This window comes from Erysipelatoclostridium sp. DFI.2.3 (assembly GCF_019132535.1).
Lineage (GTDB): Bacteria > Bacillota_I > Bacilli_A > Erysipelotrichales > Erysipelotrichaceae > Clostridium_AQ > Clostridium_AQ innocuum.
In genome coordinates, this window is record NZ_JAHOOJ010000001.1 from 1 (window position 1) to 22014 (window position 22014).

General features: G+C 42.7%; 21 protein-coding genes and 1 pseudogene. 17 read left to right on the forward strand and 5 right to left on the reverse strand.

Annotated features, from left to right (window positions below; all coding sequences use genetic code 11):
• Positions 1-147 precede the first annotated feature (147 nt).
• Together KSZ58_RS00005 and KSZ58_RS00010 are read right to left on the reverse strand one after the other, a co-directional pair.
• A complete protein-coding gene (locus KSZ58_RS00005) occupies positions 148-1710 on the reverse strand; it encodes an aryl-sulfate sulfotransferase (protein WP_254884686.1) in 1563 nt (520 codons plus the stop codon).
• Between the two features lie 158 nt (positions 1711-1868).
• Positions 1869-3353 (reverse strand): DUF1846 domain-containing protein, encoded by a 1485-nt coding sequence (locus tag KSZ58_RS00010; RefSeq protein ID WP_022299952.1) that lies wholly within the window; start codon positions 3351-3353, stop codon positions 1869-1871.
• Between the two features lie 258 nt (positions 3354-3611).
• Here KSZ58_RS00010 and KSZ58_RS00015 point away from each other — a divergent pair, with 258 nt between their 5' ends.
• The 15 genes and pseudogenes from KSZ58_RS00015 to KSZ58_RS00075 all read left to right on the forward strand — a co-directional run bounded on the left by KSZ58_RS00015 (position 3612) and on the right by KSZ58_RS00075 (position 16587).
• The gene (locus tag KSZ58_RS00015; protein WP_002606828.1) at positions 3612-4874 is read left to right on the forward strand and encodes a UDP-N-acetylglucosamine 1-carboxyvinyltransferase; all 1263 of its coding nucleotides are present in this window, start codon (positions 3612-3614) and stop codon (positions 4872-4874) included.
• A 257-nt stretch (positions 4875-5131) separates the two neighbouring features.
• Positions 5132-5836: an MBL fold metallo-hydrolase gene (locus KSZ58_RS00020; RefSeq protein WP_009270140.1), complete on the forward strand. Its 705-nt coding sequence runs from the start codon at positions 5132-5134 to the stop codon at positions 5834-5836.
• A 71-nt stretch (positions 5837-5907) separates the two neighbouring features.
• Positions 5908-6278 (forward strand): annotated as a pseudogene (locus KSZ58_RS22405) (ChbG/HpnK family deacetylase); the annotation flags it as partial.
• Positions 6279-6296: 18 nt separating this feature from the next.
• Complete coding sequence (locus tag KSZ58_RS22410; RefSeq protein WP_009270142.1) at positions 6297-6440, forward strand: hypothetical protein; 144 nt, start codon at positions 6297-6299, stop codon at positions 6438-6440.
• Entirely contained in the window at positions 6406-6570 is a 165-nt protein-coding gene (locus KSZ58_RS22415; protein WP_238135849.1) for a hypothetical protein, read from the forward strand. Before KSZ58_RS22410 ends, KSZ58_RS22415 begins: the two co-directional genes overlap by 35 nt.
• A 26-nt stretch (positions 6571-6596) precedes the next feature.
• A complete protein-coding gene (locus KSZ58_RS00030) occupies positions 6597-7277 on the forward strand; it encodes a LytTR family DNA-binding domain-containing protein (protein WP_008818124.1) in 681 nt (226 codons plus the stop codon).
• A 261-nt stretch (positions 7278-7538) separates the two neighbouring features.
• Positions 7539-8114, forward strand: coding sequence for a hypothetical protein (locus KSZ58_RS00035; protein ID WP_021420116.1), 576 nt, complete (start codon positions 7539-7541; stop codon positions 8112-8114).
• A 1291-nt stretch (positions 8115-9405) separates the two neighbouring features.
• Complete coding sequence (rsmG, locus tag KSZ58_RS00040) at positions 9406-10116, forward strand: 16S rRNA (guanine(527)-N(7))-methyltransferase RsmG (protein WP_008818140.1); 711 nt, start codon at positions 9406-9408, stop codon at positions 10114-10116.
• Positions 10117-10127: 11 nt separating this feature from the next.
• A complete protein-coding gene (locus tag KSZ58_RS00045) occupies positions 10128-10892 on the forward strand; it encodes a ParB/RepB/Spo0J family partition protein (RefSeq protein WP_002606835.1) in 765 nt (254 codons plus the stop codon).
• A 15-nt stretch (positions 10893-10907) separates the two neighbouring features.
• On the forward strand, positions 10908-11690 hold the full coding sequence (locus KSZ58_RS00050; RefSeq protein WP_002606836.1) for a ParA family protein: 783 nt from the start codon (positions 10908-10910) through the stop codon (positions 11688-11690).
• A gap of 12 nt (positions 11691-11702) precedes the next feature.
• Complete coding sequence (locus tag KSZ58_RS00055; RefSeq protein ID WP_009270143.1) at positions 11703-12587, forward strand: ParB/RepB/Spo0J family partition protein; 885 nt, start codon at positions 11703-11705, stop codon at positions 12585-12587.
• A gap of 426 nt (positions 12588-13013) precedes the next feature.
• Positions 13014-13919, forward strand: a complete 906-nt coding sequence (nadA, locus tag KSZ58_RS00060; protein WP_009270144.1) for a quinolinate synthase NadA — start codon at positions 13014-13016, stop codon at positions 13917-13919.
• Positions 13920-13940: 21 nt separating this feature from the next.
• The gene (locus KSZ58_RS00065; RefSeq protein ID WP_009270145.1) at positions 13941-15158 is read left to right on the forward strand and encodes an L-aspartate oxidase; all 1218 of its coding nucleotides are present in this window, start codon (positions 13941-13943) and stop codon (positions 15156-15158) included.
• Complete coding sequence (nadC, locus tag KSZ58_RS00070) at positions 15127-15984, forward strand: carboxylating nicotinate-nucleotide diphosphorylase (RefSeq protein ID WP_008818144.1); 858 nt, start codon at positions 15127-15129, stop codon at positions 15982-15984. The genes KSZ58_RS00065 and nadC overlap by 32 nt, the downstream gene beginning before the upstream one ends.
• A gap of 12 nt (positions 15985-15996) precedes the next feature.
• Entirely contained in the window at positions 15997-16587 is a 591-nt protein-coding gene (locus KSZ58_RS00075; RefSeq protein WP_009270146.1) for a transcription repressor NadR, read from the forward strand.
• 59 nt (positions 16588-16646) lie between these two features.
• On the opposite strand, the gene KSZ58_RS00080 is transcribed toward KSZ58_RS00075, so the two are convergent.
• Together KSZ58_RS00080 and KSZ58_RS00085 are read right to left on the reverse strand one after the other, a co-directional pair.
• The gene (locus tag KSZ58_RS00080; RefSeq protein WP_009270147.1) at positions 16647-17171 is read right to left on the reverse strand and encodes a DUF5662 family protein; all 525 of its coding nucleotides are present in this window, start codon (positions 17169-17171) and stop codon (positions 16647-16649) included.
• A 442-nt stretch (positions 17172-17613) separates the two neighbouring features.
• The gene (locus KSZ58_RS00085; RefSeq protein WP_008818146.1) at positions 17614-18063 is read right to left on the reverse strand and encodes a GNAT family N-acetyltransferase; all 450 of its coding nucleotides are present in this window, start codon (positions 18061-18063) and stop codon (positions 17614-17616) included.
• A gap of 394 nt (positions 18064-18457) precedes the next feature.
• Between KSZ58_RS00085 and KSZ58_RS00090 the strand changes: the two genes are divergently transcribed.
• Both KSZ58_RS00090 and KSZ58_RS00095 read left to right on the forward strand, forming a co-directional pair.
• Positions 18458-19174: a GntR family transcriptional regulator gene (locus KSZ58_RS00090; RefSeq protein ID WP_008818147.1), complete on the forward strand. Its 717-nt coding sequence runs from the start codon at positions 18458-18460 to the stop codon at positions 19172-19174.
• A 44-nt stretch (positions 19175-19218) separates the two neighbouring features.
• On the forward strand, positions 19219-20670 hold the full coding sequence (locus KSZ58_RS00095; protein WP_008818148.1) for a glycoside hydrolase family 1 protein: 1452 nt from the start codon (positions 19219-19221) through the stop codon (positions 20668-20670).
• Between the two features lie 583 nt (positions 20671-21253).
• Here KSZ58_RS00095 and KSZ58_RS00100 read toward each other — a convergent pair.
• Entirely contained in the window at positions 21254-21895 is a 642-nt protein-coding gene (locus KSZ58_RS00100; RefSeq protein ID WP_008818149.1) for a ketohydroxyglutarate aldolase, read from the reverse strand.
• Positions 21896-22014 lie beyond the last annotated feature (119 nt).

Below are 22014 nucleotides of genomic sequence, written 5' to 3' on the forward strand. Positions count from 1 at the left end.
CTTACAAAAGCGCGAAGTGTAACGGAGCGCACGATTTTTCTGATTTTGTCAAGCCTAAATAAAAAAGACACCTATACTTTTTGTATAAATGTCTCTCATCTATTTTTCTTTAACTTAATGACATTGACTGTGATGTACCCAATAAATTTACTGATTGAAGTAAAAGCCGTCGAAGGTGTATTTATAAACCCGGTAAATATACTTTTCACCCTCCATGGTAAAGGAACGAATCAGCGTATGGTCACTGTCATATTCCTGGAAATTAAATGCCATACCACTGTCCACAACAGTATTGCCACCGATATTCTGCACGCTGGATACATAGGGAGAATACGGAACATCAAATGTATCCGCAAGCTCATAGGTGCCCTTGCTTTCATCTACCAGATATTTGTAATATTTGCTAACAGCATCCTCTGCCTTCACCTCGGTAGGGATATTCAGCTGACTCCAGTCATAGGCTGTATTCGTGGAAGAGTATCCGAAATTATTATTGAACATATACAGATAATACTGACCATCAGCCAGAGAATCGTCTTCCACATAGGTTATGGAATGCTGTCCGGTCTGTGAGGTGAAGCTGTTTGCCTTATCCAGCAGCAGGTCTGCATAGTCACTGTCTTCCCAATAGGTCTTTTCTCCCATCATATAATCTATTTCCGGTGTACCATAGATATCCGTGATTTTGACGATGGTGCTAGTTTCCCGGCTGCTCACAAGAATTTCATTATTTCCCATCCACTGAATGGTATTCAGGTGTGTCCAATCCAGCTCGTCGTTGTCTTTGTCATATACTGAGGCCTTATAGGTAGGAAACAAATCCCCCATATCCACGACCTGAGACACGGCACCGCTGGAAACATCAAGGCGGATAATCATATCCTCAACCGTATCCTTTGTCGTATCGGTCGCAAGAATCAGCATATCTCCATTATCATCAAAGACGTAATCATGGTGCAGATCATAGTTTCCCAGATCAAATACATTGGTTATCTGTCCCAGTGCATCCATCTCAGCCATCTTATTTGTACTGATACTGTAATACATGCGTTCATTCGCAAACAGCAGACGGTGTGAGCGATAGCCTTCAATTGGAACCTCACCGCGCAGGATACCGTTGTTATCATAATAATACATGAAGTCATCCTCATCACTGTCATTACCGAGAATAACATACAGACCATCGCTGAGCTCTTCTCTGCTGCTACCTTCCTTTGCTTCCAGCTGAATGGATTCGTTTCCTCTTAGGGAGCCGCAGGTATAGGTATATGTGACATCCTTATTCGTACCGTCTTCATATTCCATATGCAGGGTAATCGTATTCTCGTGATCCGGTATCAGACCAATCAGCTGATATTCGTGTGTTCGTGTATAATCACTGTTCAATGTGCGTGTGAAATCCGCAATCTTATCATCCTCCACATGGATCGTGTAGCTGATTTTCGCCCCCTGTGCAGTTGTGAAATAAGTATACATGGAAAGTGTGTTTGTACCAAACGGATTATAGACCATCAAAGCATTGTTTTCGCTGTGGCTCCCCTGTGCAATCTGTTCATCCAGAGTTTTACGAATGGTATTCTGCTTTTCCACATTATAAATTTCCTTTACTGCTGTCTTTCCGGAAACAATACTGCCAATCGTATTTGTCGTATTTGGCTTGGACAGCCAGGCCACCAGACATAGAGATACCGTTGCAATCGTTAAAATCATAGCACTTCTTTTCTTTTTGTTCATTTTTATCACCACAGCTATTGTATCAATGCTCTGTGAAGTTTTTCTGAAGCAGCTGTGAACGCTTTTCAAAAATAAGGGCAATACCATGTGAATCCTGCTGCAGTTAAAAAGACAGTCCGAAGGGACTGTCCATATTATCTGTGGTATAGCTTTTTCGTCTGATATCTGTCTTCGCATGTCAGATTGACATTCAGCTTGCGGAAGGTATTCGCATCCACCTGGGACAGAATTACCGTGCTGTGTGCTTCACAGTCCTTCAGCTTATCCAGCTGCTGCAGGGCTAGATGTGATACCGGATTGGTGGTTGCACTGATGGATAGCGCAATCAGAATTTCATCCGTATGCAGTCTCGGGTTATGATTTCCCAGAGAATTCACCTTCAGCTTCTGAATCGGCTCGATGATGTTTGGTGAAATCAGCGGAATTTCATCGTTAATATTACCCAGTGCCTTCAATGCATTCAGCAAAGCGGCAGAGCTTGCCCCCAGCAATGAGGTTGTTTTTCCTGTTACGATCCGCCCGTCCGGCAATTCGATTGCCACAGCCGGTGCCTCTGTTTCTTCAGATTTATCCAGTGCGGGTTTCACAACATTTCGCTCCTCAGGCTGAATGTTCGCCTGTGACATGATGATTTCGATCTTACCGATGGTATCTTCACTCGTATGTCCTTTTTTATAATCTACTCTGGCTTTATAATAGCGGCGTATGATCTCATCGCTGCTGGCACGCTTTGCGGCCTCATCATTCATAATGCAGTAGCCTGCCATATTCACACCCATATCCGTTGGAGATTTATAAGGGCTTGTTCCAAGGATTTTCTCAAACATGGCATTCAGAACCGGGAAAATTTCTACATCACGGTTATAGTTGACAGTCGTTTCCCCATATGCCTCCAGGTGGAACGGGTCGATCATATTGATATCGTTTAAATCCGCGGTTGCAGCCTCATAAGCCAGATTCACCGGATGCTTCAGCGGAAGGTTCCAGATCGGGAAGGTTTCAAATTTCGCATATCCCGCCTTGATCCCGCTTTTGTGCTCATGATAGAGCTGAGACAGGCAGGTTGCCATTTTACCGGAGCCGGGTCCCGGTGCCGTTACAACGATCAACGGCTTTGTTGTTTCTATGTATTCATTCTTGCCGTAGCCTTCATCGGATACGATCAAAGGTATATTGTTCGGATACCCTGCGATTGGATAATGCAGATAAACATGGACACCCAGATGCTCCAGATGTGCTTTAAAGGTATCTGCGGAAGCCTGATTCGCATATTGTGTGATGACAACACTGCCGACGTACAGCCCGGTATCACGGAATGCATCAATCAGACGCAGCACCTCAACATCATAGGTGATGCCCATATCGCTTCGTATCTTGTTTTTCTCTATATCATTTGCGGATACCGCAATGACGATTTCCACTTCCTCTTTCAGCTCAAGGAGCATTTCCAGTTTACTATCCGGCTGAAATCCCGGCAGAACTCTGGCAGCATGGTGATCATCAAACAGCTTTCCGCCAAACTCCAGATATAATTTATTGTCAAAATTGCTGATCCGTTCCAAGATGTGCTTGGATTGCAGTTTTAAATACTTGTCATTATCAAATGCCACTTCTTTCATCGTTCCACTCCTTTTCAACCCACTATTTCGTATTATACCAAAAAAGACATGCATTTACTAATTAAATGGGAAAAAATCGGGAATATTTTATGATGTACAGCGGATTCATATGCAGGAAATGACAAGTTCTTAAGATTTTTCTTTTTATATAGATATCTGTCCTGAAATGCTTTATAATAATAATGCACTTTTGCGCCTGTAAAGAATCACGTGAACAGTAAATCACAATAAAATAGTAATACTGGAAGGAGAATTGTCATGGAAGAAGTTATAAAGATTGAAGGAAAGCATGCATTAGAGGGGACAGTTAGAATCAGTGGTTCGAAAAATGCCACGGTTGCACTGATCCCGGCCGCCATTCTGGCAAATGGACCAGTTACTATTTGTGGAGTTCCTGAAATATCTGATGTACAATCCCTGTCTGTACTGCTGAGAGATCTGGGTGTTCTGGTGGACATCCGTTCTTCTGATACCATTGTTATAGATCCAACTTCAATGGAAAATCGTCCTCTGGTACAGGACGCTGTAAATAAACTTCGCGCTTCCTATTATTTCATGGGAGCACTGCTGGGCAAATACGGCCATGTGGAAATTAAAATGCCGGGAGGCTGCTATCTGGGACCCAGACCGATTGATTTGCATTTAAAGGGCTTTGAAGCATTAGGAGCTGAAATACGCTATGACCACGGCTCCTATATTCTGGATGCACCACAGCTGACAGGAACCAAGATATTTCTGGATATCGCCAGTGTGGGAGCGACCATCAATATTATGATGGCTGCCGTTCATGCAAAGGGAAGAACAACGATTGAGAATGCCGCCAAGGAACCGGAGATTATTGATGTGGCAACACTGCTGAATAAAATGGGTGCCAATATCCGTGGTGCCGGTACAAATGTTATTACGATTGACGGTGTGGATCAGCTGGCCGGATGCTTTCATGAAATCATCCCGGACAGAATTGAGGCTGCCACGTATATCGTGCTTGCCGCCGCAGCCGCAAAGGAGGTACGTATCGACAATATTATTCCGCATCATCTGGAGGCACTGCTTTCCAAGCTGAAGGAAATCGGTACAGATTTGGAAATCGGTGTGGATAATGTGGTGATTCGCGCTTCCAGGGACTTAAAGGCTGCGGATATCAAGACACTGCCATATCCGGGCTTTGCGACAGACATTCAGCAGCCGCTGACAGCACTGCTGACGCAGGCACAGGGACAGTCGATTGTAACGGAAACGATTTATACAGAACGGTTTAAGCATTGTCAGGAATTAAATAAGATGGGGGCAAACATCAATGTAATGATACCGAGCTCCTTTATCAATGGGCCAACACCGTTATCCGGTGCCGAGGTCTATGCGACAGATTTAAGATGCGGTGCCTGTCTTGTGATTGCAGGACTGATCGCAGATGGTGTGACAACCATACACAACATCTATCATATTGAACGCGGATATGAGCATATCGATGAAAAGCTTACAGCTCTCGGCGCAAAAATATGGAGAGAAACAGTAGAATAAGCAAAGAGAAGAACGGCTGGTAACGGCGGTTCTTTTTTCGATTCCTGAATTACCGCAGGCAGTGGTGCTTCCGTTTATTCATTCTGCCGGATATGGAAGTTTCTATTCTGCGAAAATGAGACGAGAAATGTTAAAGGGTTAGGCAACCAGCCTTCACTGCGCATAGAAAAAAATCGCAGGCAGACCTTCGAATATGATATACTGTCCTTAATACAGGGTCTTGTTTCCTGTGAAATATGGCAGATAGGAGAATGTATATGAAATTAAGAGAACATCTGTATCTACTTTCCGGAGGTGTATATGGCAAGCTGGGAAATGTCTATGCCCTTCAGCATGACAGCGGTTATATTCTGATTGACTGCGGACGATATGATGCACTGGATATCATACGGCAGAATATGGCTTACTGGAATATATCCGAACACAAAATCACGCATGTTCTTTTGACGCACGGTCATGATGATCATGCGGGCAGTTCTTCCTGGTTTCAAAGCATGGGGGCACAAATTTATGTAGGGACGGGTGATGAAATGAATATGATCACCGGAAATTTCGGCCCGGAAAGCCCATTTACCAACCATGTGATGCCACCGTGTCATCCGGATGTATGTATTCACGAGGATATGGATATTTCCGTAGGAGGTCTGTGTATCCATGCACTGCGCATGCCGGGACATACCAGCGGCTCCATGCTTTATTATGTAATGCTGGATAAGGAGGCAGTGCTTTTCAGCGGTGACATGTTTTTTGCGGATGGAGAAACCGGTGAAGCAGCCTATACCGGATGGAAAGGCGATATGGCATATGACGGCTTACGTTTGCTGGAAAGCTTTCAAAAGCTCTGGCGGCTTCAGCTGCATCCGGATATGGTAGCCGGCGGACACGGTATACCGGTGATCGGCAGCCATGCAGATCAGATAATTATGCTGGCATATAAATACGCAATGCTGAACAACCGCTAGTTTCCATATACTCTTTCCTATAAACGGCGTATAATAAAGCTGTATAAAAGGAGGAGAAACAAATGAAAAGAATGATTGTGAATGCGGATGATTTCGGCTTCAGTGAGGCGGTAAATCATGGCATATTAAAGGCTATGCAGGAGGGAATTGTCACATCGACTTCAATTATGGCGAATATGCCCGGCTTTGCCCATGCAGTTCAGCTGTATCACGAGCATCCGGATATGGCTGTGGGTGTTCATCTGAATCTTACCTGTTATCGTCCGCTGCTATCCACACATCAAACCCTGGTTACGGAAACCGGCTATTTCCACAAACAGGATGATGTTGCAGGTTATAGTGAATCGGAAATGTATGAAGAATTAAAGGCACAGATAGCTGTGTTCTTGCGCATGGTATTCGGATTGATCATCTGGATTCTCATCACCACATTCATACAACTCAAAAGCTGCAGAAGGTGATGGAAAGACTGAATAAGGAATATGCATTGCCATTTCGCGGCGGCTTTGCATATCCCGTATCCTTTCCGCATGCGCAGCTTTGCATGGATTTCTATGATTCCGGAGTAGGTGACGGATTTGATGTGCCATCCCGCCTATATTGATCAGTTTCTGTATGAAACAACCTCATATTCATGGAAGCGCATGAAGGAGCTGGAAATCCTGTGCAGTGAAGAAGCGGCTGCTCTGCTTCAGCGATATCAGATACAATTGTGTACCTATAAGGAAGTATAAAACATAACGACACGGGGGTGATGCTTATGCTGAGAATAGCGATATTGGAAAATGAAGAGGCTGCGAAAAACATCATGTTTTCTCTTGTACAGTACCTGCAGGAGGAGGACTGCTGCTTCTACTGCTTTAAAAAGATATCCCAGTTCGCAAAAGCGGAGGCGGAGAAGGAATTTCATGTCGTAATTTTTCATGAAAAAATGGAAGTTCCCAGAATAACACAATCCTTTGTTTTACGTAAGCCTCAGCGTATCATCATCTATACAAAGGCGAAAATCAGTGCATCCGAACAGCAGATTCTTCCGTTTTCACGTATATTTTATGTGGAACGAAAACATCTCCAATCAGAGATGGAGAGAATTCTTCCTCATATGCAAAAGCTTCTCCGCAATCAGGATGAGTATTTGTTCTCTTATAACAATGTAAAGGTGCCATTGAAAATCAGCGATATTTATTATATTGAGAAAGAAGGAAAGCTGCTTGTATATCATACACGGCGCGGGGAATTCCGTGAACGTAAGAATATGAAGGATGCCTATGAAATCTTTAAACCGTATAACTTTCTCTGGATTCATGTCAGCTATCTGGTAAATATTATGTATATTATGAAAATTGAGAATGATATGGTCATGCTGCCATCGTTGCATCTGCCCATTTCCAGATCGAAGAAAGCAGAGGTATTAAGCGCCTTCCATAGCTTAATAGAGTAAGATCACAAAATTCCATTTACCTGTAAATTATTCCAAAAAAATTTACATATATGCGATGTTGTATATAATAAACGTGTAAACGGCATTACAAAAGAAAGAGAGCGGTGAAAAGATGGGAAAGTTAGCAGTTAACTATAACGGAGTATCTTCTGCGCAATTTGTTTCTATTGATGTAAAATCGACCTATTGGCCTGGTAGTGGTTCAATTCAAATGGTACTATGAGAAAGAAGTCAATTATTCTTTTCATCTTATTACTTTGTATGGCTTTTGGTGTTGTTTGCTATGTAACGTGGATGAGAGGTATAGAAGAAGCTATTCATTTCATTAAGGAAGATAGCCCAAGAGAAATACTTTGGGGAGAGTCACTGGCCGAGAAAGATTTTGTAGAATTAGATTCTTCTGCCAGGGATGCGACTGTCCTGTTTCATTATGATGATTCCATTATCAATAAAGAACAGTTGCTTACGGTAACAGTTAGCTGCAATGGGTATAAGACAAGCCGGGCTTTCAATTTGACAATTGTTGACAGGGATCCTCCAATTATAAAATATACGGGACCAGTGAAAATAGAAAGTGATCCCAACGTTAGATTAAGTGATTACCTGAAGGTTTATGATGTTCGACCCTATGATAAGGTGGTGTTTGATTTGCAGGAAAAAGATGGGGATAAAGCATACCGCTATTATGAATATACCTGTGATGAAAATAACCAGACCTGTAGTTTTGATGAGGATGCTGTTGGCGTTCATACTGTTCATATATCTGCGTATGACGGGCATGGGAATCAGGCATATAAAACAATAAAGATTATCGTTACATCCCCTGCCTATCATTGAAAATTTGGACTCTAATATTGCTTGGGGATTCTAGTAGAAATGAGATTATGGGAAGTATAACGTAGGTAAATTACCAATTATTCCAAATTTCTGCAAATTATTCCACAACCCTTTACAGCAGCTGTTCAGCGAATATAATAAAGGTGTAAAAGAAATAACAAAGAAAAGAGAGCGGTGAGAAAATGGGACAGTTAGCTAGTTAGATTATTCTGGAACTTGTCATTAGAAGCTGATGCGTGAAAGGGTTTCTTGTATAGGAGCTTGTCAGTGAAAAGAAAGTTATTCGAATATCATAATAATCTAACGTAAAACGGAAATACGGTGTGGATCATCGAAAGTTTAAGCCTGAAGAAGAACTGGTGACAGCAGACAAGGTATCAGGAAATGATATGAGTGATTGTATCAACTGGTAAAACAGAAAACTCCAAGGTAATTTGAATGTTAATACAAGTAGACAAATCGAACGGCTGTTGAATATCGATGGTTAAGTAAATAGATCTATATCTTATGACCGGCTGGACTATGATTTGATGGGAAAGCAAGCGTTTAAGGAGAAACTGATGAGAAACGAAACATGAGAATTGTTGTCCGTTACAAAGATCAGGATGTGTATCCGGTTAACAAAAAGATGTCATAAGAAACCTGAAACTATCTAAACTGATGAGATTGGAAGGATATCATAAGAACCATCACTTCCGGCAAAGTCAGGAAAAAATATAGAAAGCATCAGGAGGAATGCAGATTACGTAAGAAGCAGGGATAAAGCAAATCAGCAACCTGCAACAGATATGGTTAAAAGAAAATACTGCAGATTCCATTAATAGTTCAAATACGAAGCGTTCATTGAAAGCTTGTCATGATGTATTGTAATTTGATTTGAATCCTAAGATTTGTATCTTATACAAAGACATAGATAAGAAGAAATGGATGTGATAAAATACAAGTAAATGATAAAGCCTCTGGCACATGTGAAATGCTGTCAGAGGTTTTTTTGATGCTTCACTTATCCACTTGAATCACAGTGCTGTTGGAGTTCTCACAAGATATGAACTGTTGCTGAACGAACTTCATTCATATCATATGCTATGGATAACCCGTAGCTATTTCAAAGAAAGACCTTTTATTACCTACATGTTGCAGTAAGACAATAGCCTACAGGTTCAATATATCTGTTTTTCTCCCTGTTATAAAGCGATTACATATTACGAGCTGCTCTATGTGGAAAATTCACAAACAAAATGTTTAGTTAGAGAGTGTTCTTTGATATAATAGTAGGTGCTGGAGGGATACTATGTCCAATATATTTCATAAAGAAGACTTTTCCAAGGTGCTTGCAAAGCACGGTATGATATTGCAGGAGCATCAGCTTCGGCAGTTTGAAGAGTACGCATCCATGTTGATCGAATGGAATCAGAAGATAAATCTAACCGCCATAACCGATCCGGATGAGATTTATGAAAAGCATTTTCTGGATTCCATATTGCCTTCCTTTGATATGTCGATACAGGGCAGCTTCTGTGATGTCGGGGCGGGGGCAGGTTTTCCGGGAATACCTTTAAAAATCATATATCCCGAGCTGGAGCTGACAATTGTGGAGACTCTGGGAAAAAGAATTACTTTTTTAAATGCATTATGCGATAAGCTGCAGCTCAAGGGCGTTACCTGTGTACATGAACGCGCTGAGGTCTATGCAAAGGACCATCGGGAAAGCTTTGATATCGTCAGTGCAAGAGCCGTGGCGAATCTGCCGCTACTAAGTGAGCTTTGCATACCGCTGGTGAAGAAGCAGGGCAGCTTCCTCGCACTAAAGGGTGCCAATGGGGATGAAGAATACGCATTGGCTGAAAAAGCAATTCGACTTCTGGGTTGTGAAATGAAGCAGAGGGATGTGCATACATTGTCAGATGGATCACAGCGGATTAATTTCGTTTTTGTAAAAACGAGACCGACACCGAAGAAATATCCGAGACCGTTTGCACAGATGAAGAAAAATCCCCTTTGAGGAGGAATAGAATGAAAGATACAAGAATTGTGGATATTGATCTGGTCGAGCCGAATCCTTATCAGCCGCGTCTGGAATTTGATGATGAAGCGCTGATGGATCTGGCACAATCCATTCGTGAAAACGGGCTGATTCAGCCAATCACGGTTCGCGAGATGGATGGAAGATATCAGATAATTGCAGGTGAGCGAAGATTCCGTGCACTGAAGCTGAACGGTGCTGTTGATGTACCAGTTCTGATCATGGATGCCAATGAAGTGCAAATGGCGGAAATGGCACTGGTTGAAAATATCCAGAGAGAGAATTTGAGTGCGATTGAAGAAGCGAAATCCTATGTGGAGATCATGAAATATTCCGGACTGAATCAGAGTCAGCTGGCATTGCGTGTCGGCAAGAGTCAGTCGTCTATTGCGAATAAAATCCGTCTGTTGAATCTGGATGAGGATGTGCAGGAGGCTGTCAGTACTAAAAAAATCAGTGAACGGCATGCACGGGCACTGATTGGGCTGGATGAAGAAAAACAGCACGATGCCCTCGAAAAAATTGTGAAAAAGGGCATGACGGTTGCACAGACGGAAAAAATGCTGAAGGAACAGGCACAACCGAAAAAAGAAAAGAAAAAAGTGATGCTGAAGGGTATCAGCAAGAATATTAAAATCGCGATCAATACGATCCATCAGGCGGTCAGTATGGTGAATCGCGCCGGTACAGCGGCAGAAATAAACGAAGAGGAACATGAGGATGAAGTAATCATTACCATTCGCATTCCAAAATAGAAAGGAAATGATCTTATGGGTAAAATCATAGCGGTATCCAACCAGAAGGGCGGCGTAGGTAAGACGACGACATCAATTAACCTTGCTGCAGGCTTGGGATACCTTGGCAATAAAGTGCTTCTGGTCGATTTTGACCCCCAGGGAAATGCCACTCAGGGTGTCGGTGCAGAGGTCGGTGAGGATAAGCTTTCTGTTTATAATCTGATTATGGAGGATTACAAGGTGGAGGATATCCGGAAGAAGCTGACATCTCCACCAATCGATATTGTTCCTGCAAGTATTGCACTGGCGGGAGCCGATTTGCAAATGGTAAAATTTGAAGTAGGAAAAGAAGAGCTGCTAAAGAATAAGCTGGAGCTGATCAAGGATGAATATGACTTTATCATCATTGACTGTCCGCCTTCTTTGGGACTGTTGAATACAAATGCTTTAACTGCAGCGGATTCTGTAATTATACCGGTACAGTGTGAGTATTATGCACTGGAGGGAGTTACACAGCTGCTTTTGACCATTCGTCTGGTACAGCAGCTCTTCAATCGCAATTTAATGATTGAGGGTGTTGTGCTTACAATGTATGATGCGCGAACAAAGCTGAGCGTTGAGGTACAGCAGGAGGTACGTCAGCACTTTAAGGATCGCGTTTATAAGAATTACATACCGAGAAATGTCAAGCTGAGTGAAGCACCGTCCAGAGGAATGTCGATTTTTGAATACGATGTCCGCTGTGAAGGCGCAAAAGCATATGCAGGGCTGTCGAATGAAGTTGTGAAAATGAATAAGAAAGCAAAAGCCAGATAGGGAGGTGGATGAATGCCGAAAAAAGAGAATAGCGCAAGACTTGGAAAAGGATTGTCTGCCATTTTTGGTGAAGATGTCGGTAATGTGCTGGAGGATATTCAGCAGGGAAAGACTGAGGTTCATGAGGACTCCAAATTTGAGGTTGAGGTAAAGGATGTAAAACCGAATCCGTATCAGCCGCGAAAAAACTTTGATGATGACAAGATTCAGGAGCTGGCTGATTCCATTAAGCTGCATGGTGTTTTTACACCAATTCTGGTTAAGAAAGCCGTTAAGGGCTATGAACTGATTGCCGGAGAACGCCGATTGCGGGCCAGCAAGGTTGCCGGATTAAAAACCATCCCTGCTATTCTAATGGAATTTGATGATCAGCAGATGATGGAAATCGCACTGCTGGAAAATATTCAGCGTGAGGATCTGAATGCCATTGAGGAAGCACAGGGCTATGAAAAGCTGATCAAGAAGCTTGGCTATACACAGGAAGAGCTGGCGAAGCGGATTGGAAAGTCAAGAGAGCATGTGGCGAATATGCTGCGGCTGTTAAAGCTTCCAAAATCGGTACAGCAGTATGTTATCGACAAGCAGCTGAGTATGGGACATGTGCGTGCACTGCTTGGTTTAAAGGATGCATCACAAATTGAGGATGTGGCAAAAAAAGCCATTCAGCTTCATCTGAGTGTGCGTGCTGTGGAAACATTGGTTAAAAATATGAATGAACCGAAAAGCGCACCAGAGAAGAAGCAGCGGGATATCAATCTGGATAAGGTACAGGATCGTCTGCAGAGTCGTTTCCAAACAAGGGTGCGCATTGATGAGAAGCAGATTACTATACGCTATGATGGCAATGAAGATTTAAACCGCCTGCTGGAAATGCTGGGCGGCATTGAGGAAGAATAAAGAAAAAACAAAAGCCAACTGCTTCGATTTCATTTTAGGCAGTATCAAAAACGAAATACGGAAAAAGAGCAGGCTCTTTCAGATGCTTCTTTCTCGATTGTGGGTAAACATAAAACAGGGAGAATGCAACACTATTGTATTTATCAATAGAAGTTGTATTCTCCCTTTTGCATACACCTTAAAGAAAGAACCTTTTAAATTACTCGATTTTTTTTATTTATGAGCCTTTCTATGCAGATGAAGTCCTTTTCTGCATTTTTTATTTTCGTATGAATTATGTGTATTACAAACAGTCATTATTTATACAAATCATCAGACATGTGTCTTGTCACCTGTCATTATATATGCTATACTGAGGCAGATACAACGGTATAGAGAAAGGGAGATGAAGATACTGCATAAATATTAGCGGTATCATCAAAGGATATGACAAAACAGGAAGAAATTAAACAGCTGAAGCTTGAAAAGGATGCCGTATTGCTGGCACATTACTACGTACCTGCAGAGGTACAGGAGATTGCAGACTATGTAGGAGATTCCTTCTATCTGAGTAAGGTGGCGTCCAAACTGACGAATAAGGTGTTGGTTTTTTGCGGAGTTTCCTTCATGGGAGAGAGTGGAAAGCTATTAAATCCGGACAAAGCAGTGCTGATGCCGGATGCATCTGCTGACTGTCCGATGGCACATATGGTAACAAAAGCAGAGATTGATGACGTAAGGGCACGCTATGAGGACCTTGCAGTTGTATGCTATATCAACTCGACTGCTGAGATCAAATCATGGTCAGATGTATGCGTCACCTCAGCGAATGCAGTGCAGATTGTGAAGAAGCTGCCCAATCAGAATATTTTATTTATCCCGGATAAAAATCTGGGACGTTATGTAGCAGAGCAGGTTCCGGAAAAGAATGTCATGCTGGTAAAGGGATACTGTCCGGTTCATGAGGAAATGAAGGTAAAGGAAATCCAGGAGCTGAAGCAGCTGCATCCGCTTGCGGAAGTGCTTGCTCATCCGGAGTGTAATGCCTCTGTGCTTTCGATTGCAGATTATATCGGTTCAACAACCGGGATTTTGAAGCAGGCTGCTGCAAGCAATGCAAAGGAGTTTATCATTGCTACGGAGATTGGTGTCCGCTATGAGCTTGAAAAGCAGAATCCTAAGAAGACATTTTACTTTCCGAAAACAGAGCCGGTATGCATGGATATGAAAAAGATTACACTGGATGGTATTCTGCATGTCCTGCGCACTGGAGAAAATGGTGCAGCTGTAGCTTCAAATATCGCTGAGCCATCAAAGGCAACCCTGAACAGAATGCTGGAGCTTGCGGCGTAAACCGCCTTAAGGAGGCGAATTATGCAATCAGATATGTATTATGATGCCGTCATTGCAGGGTGTGGAGTTGCTGGTCTTTATACAGCTTTAAATCTGCCGGATACCATGCGAATACTGATGGTGTGTAAGGGGGATATGGAGGAATGTGATTCCATGCTGGCACAGGGGGGAATCTGTGTGCTTCCTGATGAAGAAGATTATACTTCCTATTTTGAAGATACCATGCGTGCAGGCCATTATGAAAATAACAGAGAGAGTGTTGACATCATGATTCGGCAGAGTAGACCAATTATAGAAGAACTGCTTCGGCTGGGTGTCCGCTTTGAACAAAATGAGGATGGAAGTTTGCGATATGCCCGTGAGGGAGGACATTCCCGTGCGAGAATCTGCTTTCATAAGGATATTACTGGAAAAGAAATAACGACGGCTCTGCAGAAGCATGTGCGAAGCTGTTCGAATATAACTGTTATGGAGCATGCCCGGATGTGTGATCTGCTTGTTGAGCATGGTGTCTGCAAGGGGATTGCACTGGAAACCAAAGAGCAGCAGGTTGTTCATGTTCATGCAGAGGATACGGTGCTTGCGACAGGAGGTATCGGTGGTTTGTATGAGCATTCCACCAATTATCCAAGTCTTACAGGAGACGCCTTGCGCATTTGTAAAAAGCATGGGATTCAGCTGGATCATCTGGATTACGTGCAGATTCATCCGACCAGCCTGTACAGCCGTAAAAAGGGAAGAAGCTTTTTGATTTCCGAGTCTGCCAGAGGAGATGGGGCGATTTTACTGAATAAAAAAGGGGAACGCTTCGTAAATGAGCTGCTGCCGAGAGATGTCGTATCTCAGGCTATTTTTGAGGAAATGAAGAAGGACGGCACCGAGCATGTCTGGCTGTCCTTTCAAAATGTACCGAAAGAGACCATACAAAGTCATTTTCCAAATATTCAGGAGGCCTGCCGTAAGGAAGGCTATGATATTACAAAGGAAAGTATCCCGGTCGTTCCTGCGCAGCATTATTTTATGGGAGGAATCCATGTGGGAAGTCATTCACAGACAACCATGCAGCATCTGTATGCTGTAGGAGAAACCAGCTGTAACGGTGTGCATGGTAAGAATCGCCTTGCCAGCAACAGTCTGCTGGAGAGTCTTGTTTTTGCGAAAAGAGCAGCTGATAACATAACAGTCTGCCGGAAAGGAAAAAAAGCATATGAATCCAATTACGATGCAGCTTGTTGCTGATAAATATATCCGTCTTGCTTTAGAGGAGGACATTAACGGTGAGGATGTAACAACCTGCTCCGTTATGCCTGATTATAAGGAAGGAGAGGTTCAGCTTATTTGCAAGGAAGACGGCATCATTGCCGGTCTTCAGATTTTCGAGCGTGTATTTACGCTGCTTGATCCGCAAACACAGGTTGATTTCCTTGTTAAAGATGGAGATAAGGTCACAAACGGTCAGCTGATGGGGAAGGTGCACGGGGATATTCGTGTTCTGTTATCGGGTGAGCGGACTGCGTTGAATTATTTACAGAGAATGAGTGGAATTGCCACATATACCAGAAACGTAGCGGATATGCTGGAAGGCTCTAAAACCTGTCTGGTAGACACTAGAAAAACAACACCGTGCATGCGGGTGTTTGAGAAATATGCTGTTCTTGTCGGAGGCGGAAAAAATCATCGCTATAATTTATCCGACGGGGTGCTGTTGAAGGATAATCATATCGATGCGGCAGGCGGTGTAAAGCAGGCAATTGAGGCCGCAAGAAGGCATGCGCCGTTTGTCCGTAAAATCGAAGTCGAAACAGAGAATCTTGACATGGTGAAGGAAGCAGTGGAGGCCGGTGCAGATATTATCATGCTGGACAATATGACCCCTGCCCAGATGAAGGAGGCTGTACAGCTGATTGACGGACGTGCAGAAACGGAATGCTCCGGTAATATCACAAAAGAAAACATTGAGCTGATGAAGGATCTCGGTGTGAATTATGTATCCAGTGGAGCATTGACACATTCCGCTCCGATTCTGGATATCAGCCTGAAGCATTTGAGCGTCCTTGGTGAGTAAAGAGAAAATCATATGGATAAGAAAGTAGCAGACAGCCTTATGGCTACAGCTTTGACAGGCTCTCAGCGCAGAAAACGTATTCTGACCATGATGAGGCAGTCTTCCCGTCCACTCTCCGGTGGTGCACTGGGAAGAGATACCGGTGTCAGCCGTCAGGTCGTGGTACAGGATATTGCTCTGCTGCGTACGGAGGGATATCCGATCATCGCCACTGCACGGGGCTATATATTGAATGAAACAAAAAAAGCAGTTCGCCTGTTTAAGGTCTGTCACACAACAGAGCAGATCAGTGAAGAGCTGGAAACGATTGTTGATCTTGGAGGAAGTGTGGAGGATGTGATGGTGAATCACAGAGCCTATGGAAAAATGTCGGCGCCTCTGCGTATCCGAAACCGCCGGGATGTGGCAGTTTTACTGGAAAATCTAAAGACAGGTAAATCAACTCCACTGATGAATGTGACCGCAGGTTATCACTTTCATCATGTAACAGCGGATTCACAGGAAATACTGGATGAAATTGAAGAGCATCTCCGTCAGAAGCATCTGCTTGCGGAATTTCTGCCTTATGAGCTGGAGGAGGAAAGCATACCGGATATAAAATAAACAAAGGCTGCATTCTGGCCTTTGTTTTCTCTGTAGGAAGAGCCTATTTGAAACTTATTTCAGTTCTTCAGTATCTCTTTTCGTATAAAATCAACAGTAGCGTCCGTTCCATGATTACGCTGATATTCCAGAATCATCTTCAGCATTGCCTTTGTCTCTTCATGCATGATAACATTGTCATAGCCGTTCATGAAGTATTCGTACGCACTTCCGTCATGATAATTTTCCTTCATATAGATGCGGGAAGCGGCTGTCCGGTCGCAGTACATTTCCACAATATAATGAAGCGGCATTTTCACCGGACGGATACCGCCTACGGCATTATCCAGCCAGTATTCCCAGTGATGCTTGTTGCGGCCTTTATGATGCAGCCAGCCTAAGGAATAGCCTTTTACTTCCTTTTCATAATCAATGGGACTGCGATTTCCCTGGAAATACTTCACACCTGCACAAAATTCAACAGGAGTGTATTTGGATAGATCATGCAGAAGTCCCTGTTTATATAAACCACAGCGAAAACACAGCTTTGTGACCGCAAGCTTGTGTGCAGTTATTGTTTTAAAATGTCCCCACAGCTTATTCATAATCTGCACTCCTTTCACATTCCAGTCTATTTTACCACGATAGGAATTGTTCAGACAATTCTTTTCCCTAGTTTATGAAGCTTCCCGATTTACGAATGGATGTATTGCTTATTTCTGTTCCTTTTCATATAACGTTCACGTAGTGTTCACAAAGGGGATGTATGATATAGACACAAGCAAAGCAATGCTTGTGAAATCTTAATAAAGGTAATGGAATGTTTCCCCATCCCTATAAAAAAACAAACAGCTATCATGTTTACAATATTTTTTCATTTCCATTACCTGCCTTCATGCGGAACCTCTGTCCCTCGCAGAGGTTCTTTTATTCGCAAGATTTTACATGAAAGCTTTTTCTTAAGCTTTACCGGCAATAAAACAACAGCTTATGCGGGAGCTGCTGTTAATGACTCACTTAAATTACATGCGATAATACGATTTGCAGCTACTGTGTGAAGTGTTTGCATTTGAAAATCATATTCTCTGCATTTCTGTATCCGTTTTTCGTATAAAAATACGAGTGCATCTCATCATTTACGCTGAGCAGCTCGATGAAGGAAGCACCGTTCTCTTTTACGGTTTTCTCCATTTCATTTAGAAAATGCGTGCCAAGATGTGCTCCTTGAAATTGTCTGGCAATCACGATTTCTTCCAGATAATAGCCGGTCAAATCATCAAATTCTTTGAAATATCCCATGACGAATCCGCTGATAGCATGATCAGCCATCTGTATAAAACACAGCGCATCCTCTATCGTCATGAGCTGATGGAGTCTTTTATATGCTTTATCATAAGTCCAGCAGCCTCCTTCATAGGTATTATAATAGTCTATGTACAGCTTTACCACTGCATCTAAATGCTGACTCTCCATTCTTTTGTAGCGTATATTCATCATTGTCACACCTGTCCTTTTCTGTAAAATATATGCTTATCTTTTTCTGACAGCATACTGTAAATAATATCCGGATTATAAAGGATATACATAGGGGTCCTCCTTTGCCGTTCTATAACATCATTATACAGATATTGTATGAATATTCAAACATACTTCACCTGCTGTTCACACGCAGGGTGTATGCTGTATATACAGACAGTCTTGTCTGAAAGAAGGGTAATGACAATTTCCTATTCATCCATATGTTATCCATCGTCATTGCCGCAAAGCCTCTGTCCTGTCACAGAGGTTTTTTTTGAGGTGTTTTAAAAGTATATATGTTTTTATATAAAAATATATATTTATGTTGCACATTGAGAATTTTGAGTTATAATATAAGCATCGGAGGTGTGCTATGATACCGAAATATATGCAGGTATATACAGAGATAAAGGATGCGATTCAGAAGGGAAGCTATAGCGCAAACGAAATGCTGCCAAGCGGAGAGGAATTCGCAAAGCAGTATGCATGCAGTGTGCTAACGGTTAAAAAGGCGCTGGATCGTCTTGTCAGTGAGGGTGTGATTGTAAGAAAAAGAGGTCTGGGAAGCTTCGTAAAGAAATGCAGAACAGGTCCGGACAGAATGCAGGGGGTACCTGTTATCGGGCGGGATCTGATTCGTGAGGAGGTTACCTCTGTTGTTGAAAAGTTTGAAGTAGCGGCATGCACGACAGAGCTGGCGGATAAAATGAATATACAAGCCGGAGAGTTTGTGTATGAGATAGAGCGCATTCGCTTGTATAAGCAGGAGCCAAGAGTTGTAGAATATACATGGATGCCACTGCAGATCATACCGGGACTTCAGCGCAGGGATGTGGAAACCTCTATCTATGCGTATATTGAAAAACAGCTTCACAAGCATATACAAGGAGCACATCTGTCATTTCAGGCTGTTCGTCCGCAGGCACTGGAAAAGAAATATTTTCACATGAATGACAATGATTTTGTATGTCAGGTGGAAGAGCTCGCATATCTGGATACATCTGAGATATTTGAGTATTCCGTCGCACGGCATCTTCCACAGTATTTTCACTTTGAAACCAATGTAATAAAGGAACTGTATGATAACTGAACCAATGTTGAATACTCGCATACAGCGGGAGAATGGAGGATACAATGTATTTTGAAAAAACAGCAGGATTTCCAGATGATTTCTTATGGGGCAGTGCATCCGCTGCCTACCAGATTGAAGGCGCGGATCGTGAAGACGGCAAGGGCATTTCAAACTGGGATGAGTTTGTGAAGATACCCGGGAAAACCTTTAAAGGCACTACTGGTGCAGTCGCAGTCGATTTTTATCATCATTATAAAGAAGATATTGCACGAATGGCTGAAATGGGATTAAAGACCTATCGGTTTTCTATTGCGTGGACAAGAATATATCCCCAGGGAAATGGAAAAGTAAATGAAGCAGGTTTGGCTTTTTACGATAATGTTATCAATGAATGCTTAAAATATGGAATTGAGCCTATGGTTACCATCTATCACTGGGACATGCCGCAGGCGCTGGAAGAGGCATATCATGGTTGGGAGAATCCACAGATTATAGAGGACTTTGTAACATATGCCGTTACTTTGTTTGAACGGTATGGAGATCGTGTAAAATACTGGATAACCATGAACGAACAGAATATTTTCACCTCTATGGGCTGGATGGAAGGACTTCATCCACCGGGAAAAACAGATCAGCTGAAGCTGTTCTATCAGGTAAATCATCATGCGAATGTTGCACATGCACGGAGTGTTTTGGAATTGAAGAAACGTTTTCCTCATGCGATGGTGGGCGCAAGCTTTGCGTTTTCTCCATGCTATGCGATTGATTGCCGTCCGGAAAATGCGATGGCAAAAGAAGACTTTGATGATTTACGCAATTACTGGTGGCTGGATATCTATGGTTATGGCCGTTATCCAAAGAGTGCTATGAAATATCTGAGGTCTATTGACTGCGCACCGGATATTACAGAGGATGAAATGCGGGATATCCGTCAGGCTGCGTCTTTGATTGATTTTATGGGTGTCAATTACTATCAGACAGCGGTTGCCGAGTATAATGATATTCATGGTGTTGGCGCTAATCACGAGGTGAATACAACAGGAGAAAAGGGAACAGCAAAAATCAGCGGAGTACCCGGATTGTATAAAAATCCAGCCAATCCGTATTTGAAGACAACGGATTGGGATTGGACAATCGATCCAATGGGTATCCGTATGTGCTGCAGGACAATAACCTCACGTTATGATTTACCTATCATTATATCTGAGAACGGTCTTGGAGCGTTTGATAAGCTGGAAGAAGATAAAACGATACACGATCCTTATCGTATAGAATATCTTCGTGCACATATCGAGGAATTGAAAAAGGCGGTTGCTGATGGCTGCGAGGTACTGGCATACTGTACATGGTCCTGCACGGATTTGTTAAGCTGGCTGAACGGATATCAGAAGCGCTACGGATTTATTTATGTGGAGCGGGAAGAGGATGATGCCAGTGCAGCCTTGAACAGGTATCCAAAGGACTCTTTTCACTGGTATGCTGAGGTGATAAAAACAAACGGGCAGAATTTGTAAAGTGTATAACGTGAGCAGATTGATAAATATGGAAAATCAGAAGTATAGTGCTCATGATTTCCCATTTCAGGTATAAGAGGATATATACGAAAGTGGAAAAGTAAAGGAACACTATGCAGACATAATCAGAAATCAAATTAAAATGCAGAACCCGGAAGGTACGGTTACCATATACCGGCGATTGTTGAGATATGGATGCTTCTACTTTATGGTTCTCTGCATCAGAAGACCTATGACTTCTGCACAGTTGCTGACCAGGATTTGATTGAAATGGCAAAACGTTTAGAACGGTGTAGTAATCCAATCATAAATCCAAAGCTGTAGGATACTCTTAAAGCTGAAGATATCGCAGCTATGGATAAAAATAAGATATGTGAAGGATCTGTAACAATGGCATTTCGACTGCTCATCAGAATACACGAAAGTATGGATTTTTGGGAAAAGAAACTGGGGAGTAATGGATATTTGAATTATTTATCAAATGTAGAAGCGTTTGAGTAAAGAACGAAAAAGCATGGTGTACATAAGATACGCCATGCTTTTTTGTAAGAATGCAGAAGCTTCAGATAAGCTTTAACAGTCCTTATTTGCTGCAACGAAAGCTGGTAATGATTTCATGAATTTTAGCTGCATTGGCTGCAATATCTTCACTGCTTCCTTTTGTCAGAAGTCCTCCGAACCCGCAGACATCCACACCGTTTTCCAGCCATGTTGTCAGATTGTCAAGATTGATTCCCCCGCTTGCCAGAATCGGCATATCCGGAATCGGTGTTTTAAAAACCTTTACAAGCTTTGGACCATAGAAATCGGAAATAGGAAATGCCTTGACGAATGCCGCTCCGCTGCTTAGCGCATCAACACATTCGGTAATGGTGGTACATCCCGGTGCATAGGGAATCTGGTAGCGATTGCACATTTTTGCGACCTCTTCATTATAGTTCGGGGCAATGATAAAAGCAGCACCATGCAGGATTGCGTGTCGTGCTGTTTCTGCGTCCAGAACTGTTCCGGCACCTACGCAGAGTGCATCTCCATATTTTTCAGAAAGACCCTGTATGATATCTCCGGCGTTATTTAACGTATAGCTCATTTCCATGACAGGTACGCCGCCCTTCATGCAGCCCTCGGCTATTTCACATGCGCGATCCAGTGTTTCCGCACGAACGATTGCAAGTGCACCTGCCTCATACATACGGTTTGTGACGTTCATTTTTTTCATATTCATAATGACATCCTCCTTGCCTATATCTTACGTTGTTTTAGAAACGCTTACAATTGGATGAGTGAACAAAATTAGAGATGAAATATGTGCGCTTAAACAAATGAGATAGCAGCTGAAAAGAT

Coding starts and splice junctions, on each gene's coding strand:
- KSZ58_RS00005 (WP_254884686.1), bottom strand. CDS start 1,710: ATGATTTTAACGATTGCAACGGTATCTCTATGTCTGGTGGCCTGGCTG.
- KSZ58_RS00010 (WP_022299952.1), bottom strand. CDS start 3,353: ATGAAAGAAGTGGCATTTGATAATGACAAGTATTTAAAACTGCAATCC.
- KSZ58_RS00015 (WP_002606828.1), top strand. CDS start 3,612: ATGGAAGAAGTTATAAAGATTGAAGGAAAGCATGCATTAGAGGGGACA.
- KSZ58_RS00020 (WP_009270140.1), top strand. CDS start 5,132: ATGAAATTAAGAGAACATCTGTATCTACTTTCCGGAGGTGTATATGGC.
- KSZ58_RS22410 (WP_009270142.1), top strand. CDS start 6,297: ATGGAAAGACTGAATAAGGAATATGCATTGCCATTTCGCGGCGGCTTT.
- KSZ58_RS00030 (WP_008818124.1), top strand. CDS start 6,597: ATGCTGAGAATAGCGATATTGGAAAATGAAGAGGCTGCGAAAAACATC.
- KSZ58_RS00035 (WP_021420116.1), top strand. CDS start 7,539: ATGGCTTTTGGTGTTGTTTGCTATGTAACGTGGATGAGAGGTATAGAA.
- rsmG (WP_008818140.1), top strand. CDS start 9,406: ATGTCCAATATATTTCATAAAGAAGACTTTTCCAAGGTGCTTGCAAAG.
- KSZ58_RS00045 (WP_002606835.1), top strand. CDS start 10,128: ATGAAAGATACAAGAATTGTGGATATTGATCTGGTCGAGCCGAATCCT.
- KSZ58_RS00050 (WP_002606836.1), top strand. CDS start 10,908: ATGGGTAAAATCATAGCGGTATCCAACCAGAAGGGCGGCGTAGGTAAG.
- KSZ58_RS00055 (WP_009270143.1), top strand. CDS start 11,703: ATGCCGAAAAAAGAGAATAGCGCAAGACTTGGAAAAGGATTGTCTGCC.
- nadA (WP_009270144.1), top strand. CDS start 13,014: ATGACAAAACAGGAAGAAATTAAACAGCTGAAGCTTGAAAAGGATGCC.
- KSZ58_RS00065 (WP_009270145.1), top strand. CDS start 13,941: ATGCAATCAGATATGTATTATGATGCCGTCATTGCAGGGTGTGGAGTT.
- nadC (WP_008818144.1), top strand. CDS start 15,127: ATGAATCCAATTACGATGCAGCTTGTTGCTGATAAATATATCCGTCTT.
- KSZ58_RS00075 (WP_009270146.1), top strand. CDS start 15,997: ATGGATAAGAAAGTAGCAGACAGCCTTATGGCTACAGCTTTGACAGGC.
- KSZ58_RS00080 (WP_009270147.1), bottom strand. CDS start 17,171: ATGAATAAGCTGTGGGGACATTTTAAAACAATAACTGCACACAAGCTT.
- KSZ58_RS00085 (WP_008818146.1), bottom strand. CDS start 18,063: ATGATGAATATACGCTACAAAAGAATGGAGAGTCAGCATTTAGATGCA.
- KSZ58_RS00090 (WP_008818147.1), top strand. CDS start 18,458: ATGATACCGAAATATATGCAGGTATATACAGAGATAAAGGATGCGATT.
- KSZ58_RS00095 (WP_008818148.1), top strand. CDS start 19,219: ATGTATTTTGAAAAAACAGCAGGATTTCCAGATGATTTCTTATGGGGC.
- KSZ58_RS00100 (WP_008818149.1), bottom strand. CDS start 21,895: ATGAATATGAAAAAAATGAACGTCACAAACCGTATGTATGAGGCAGGT.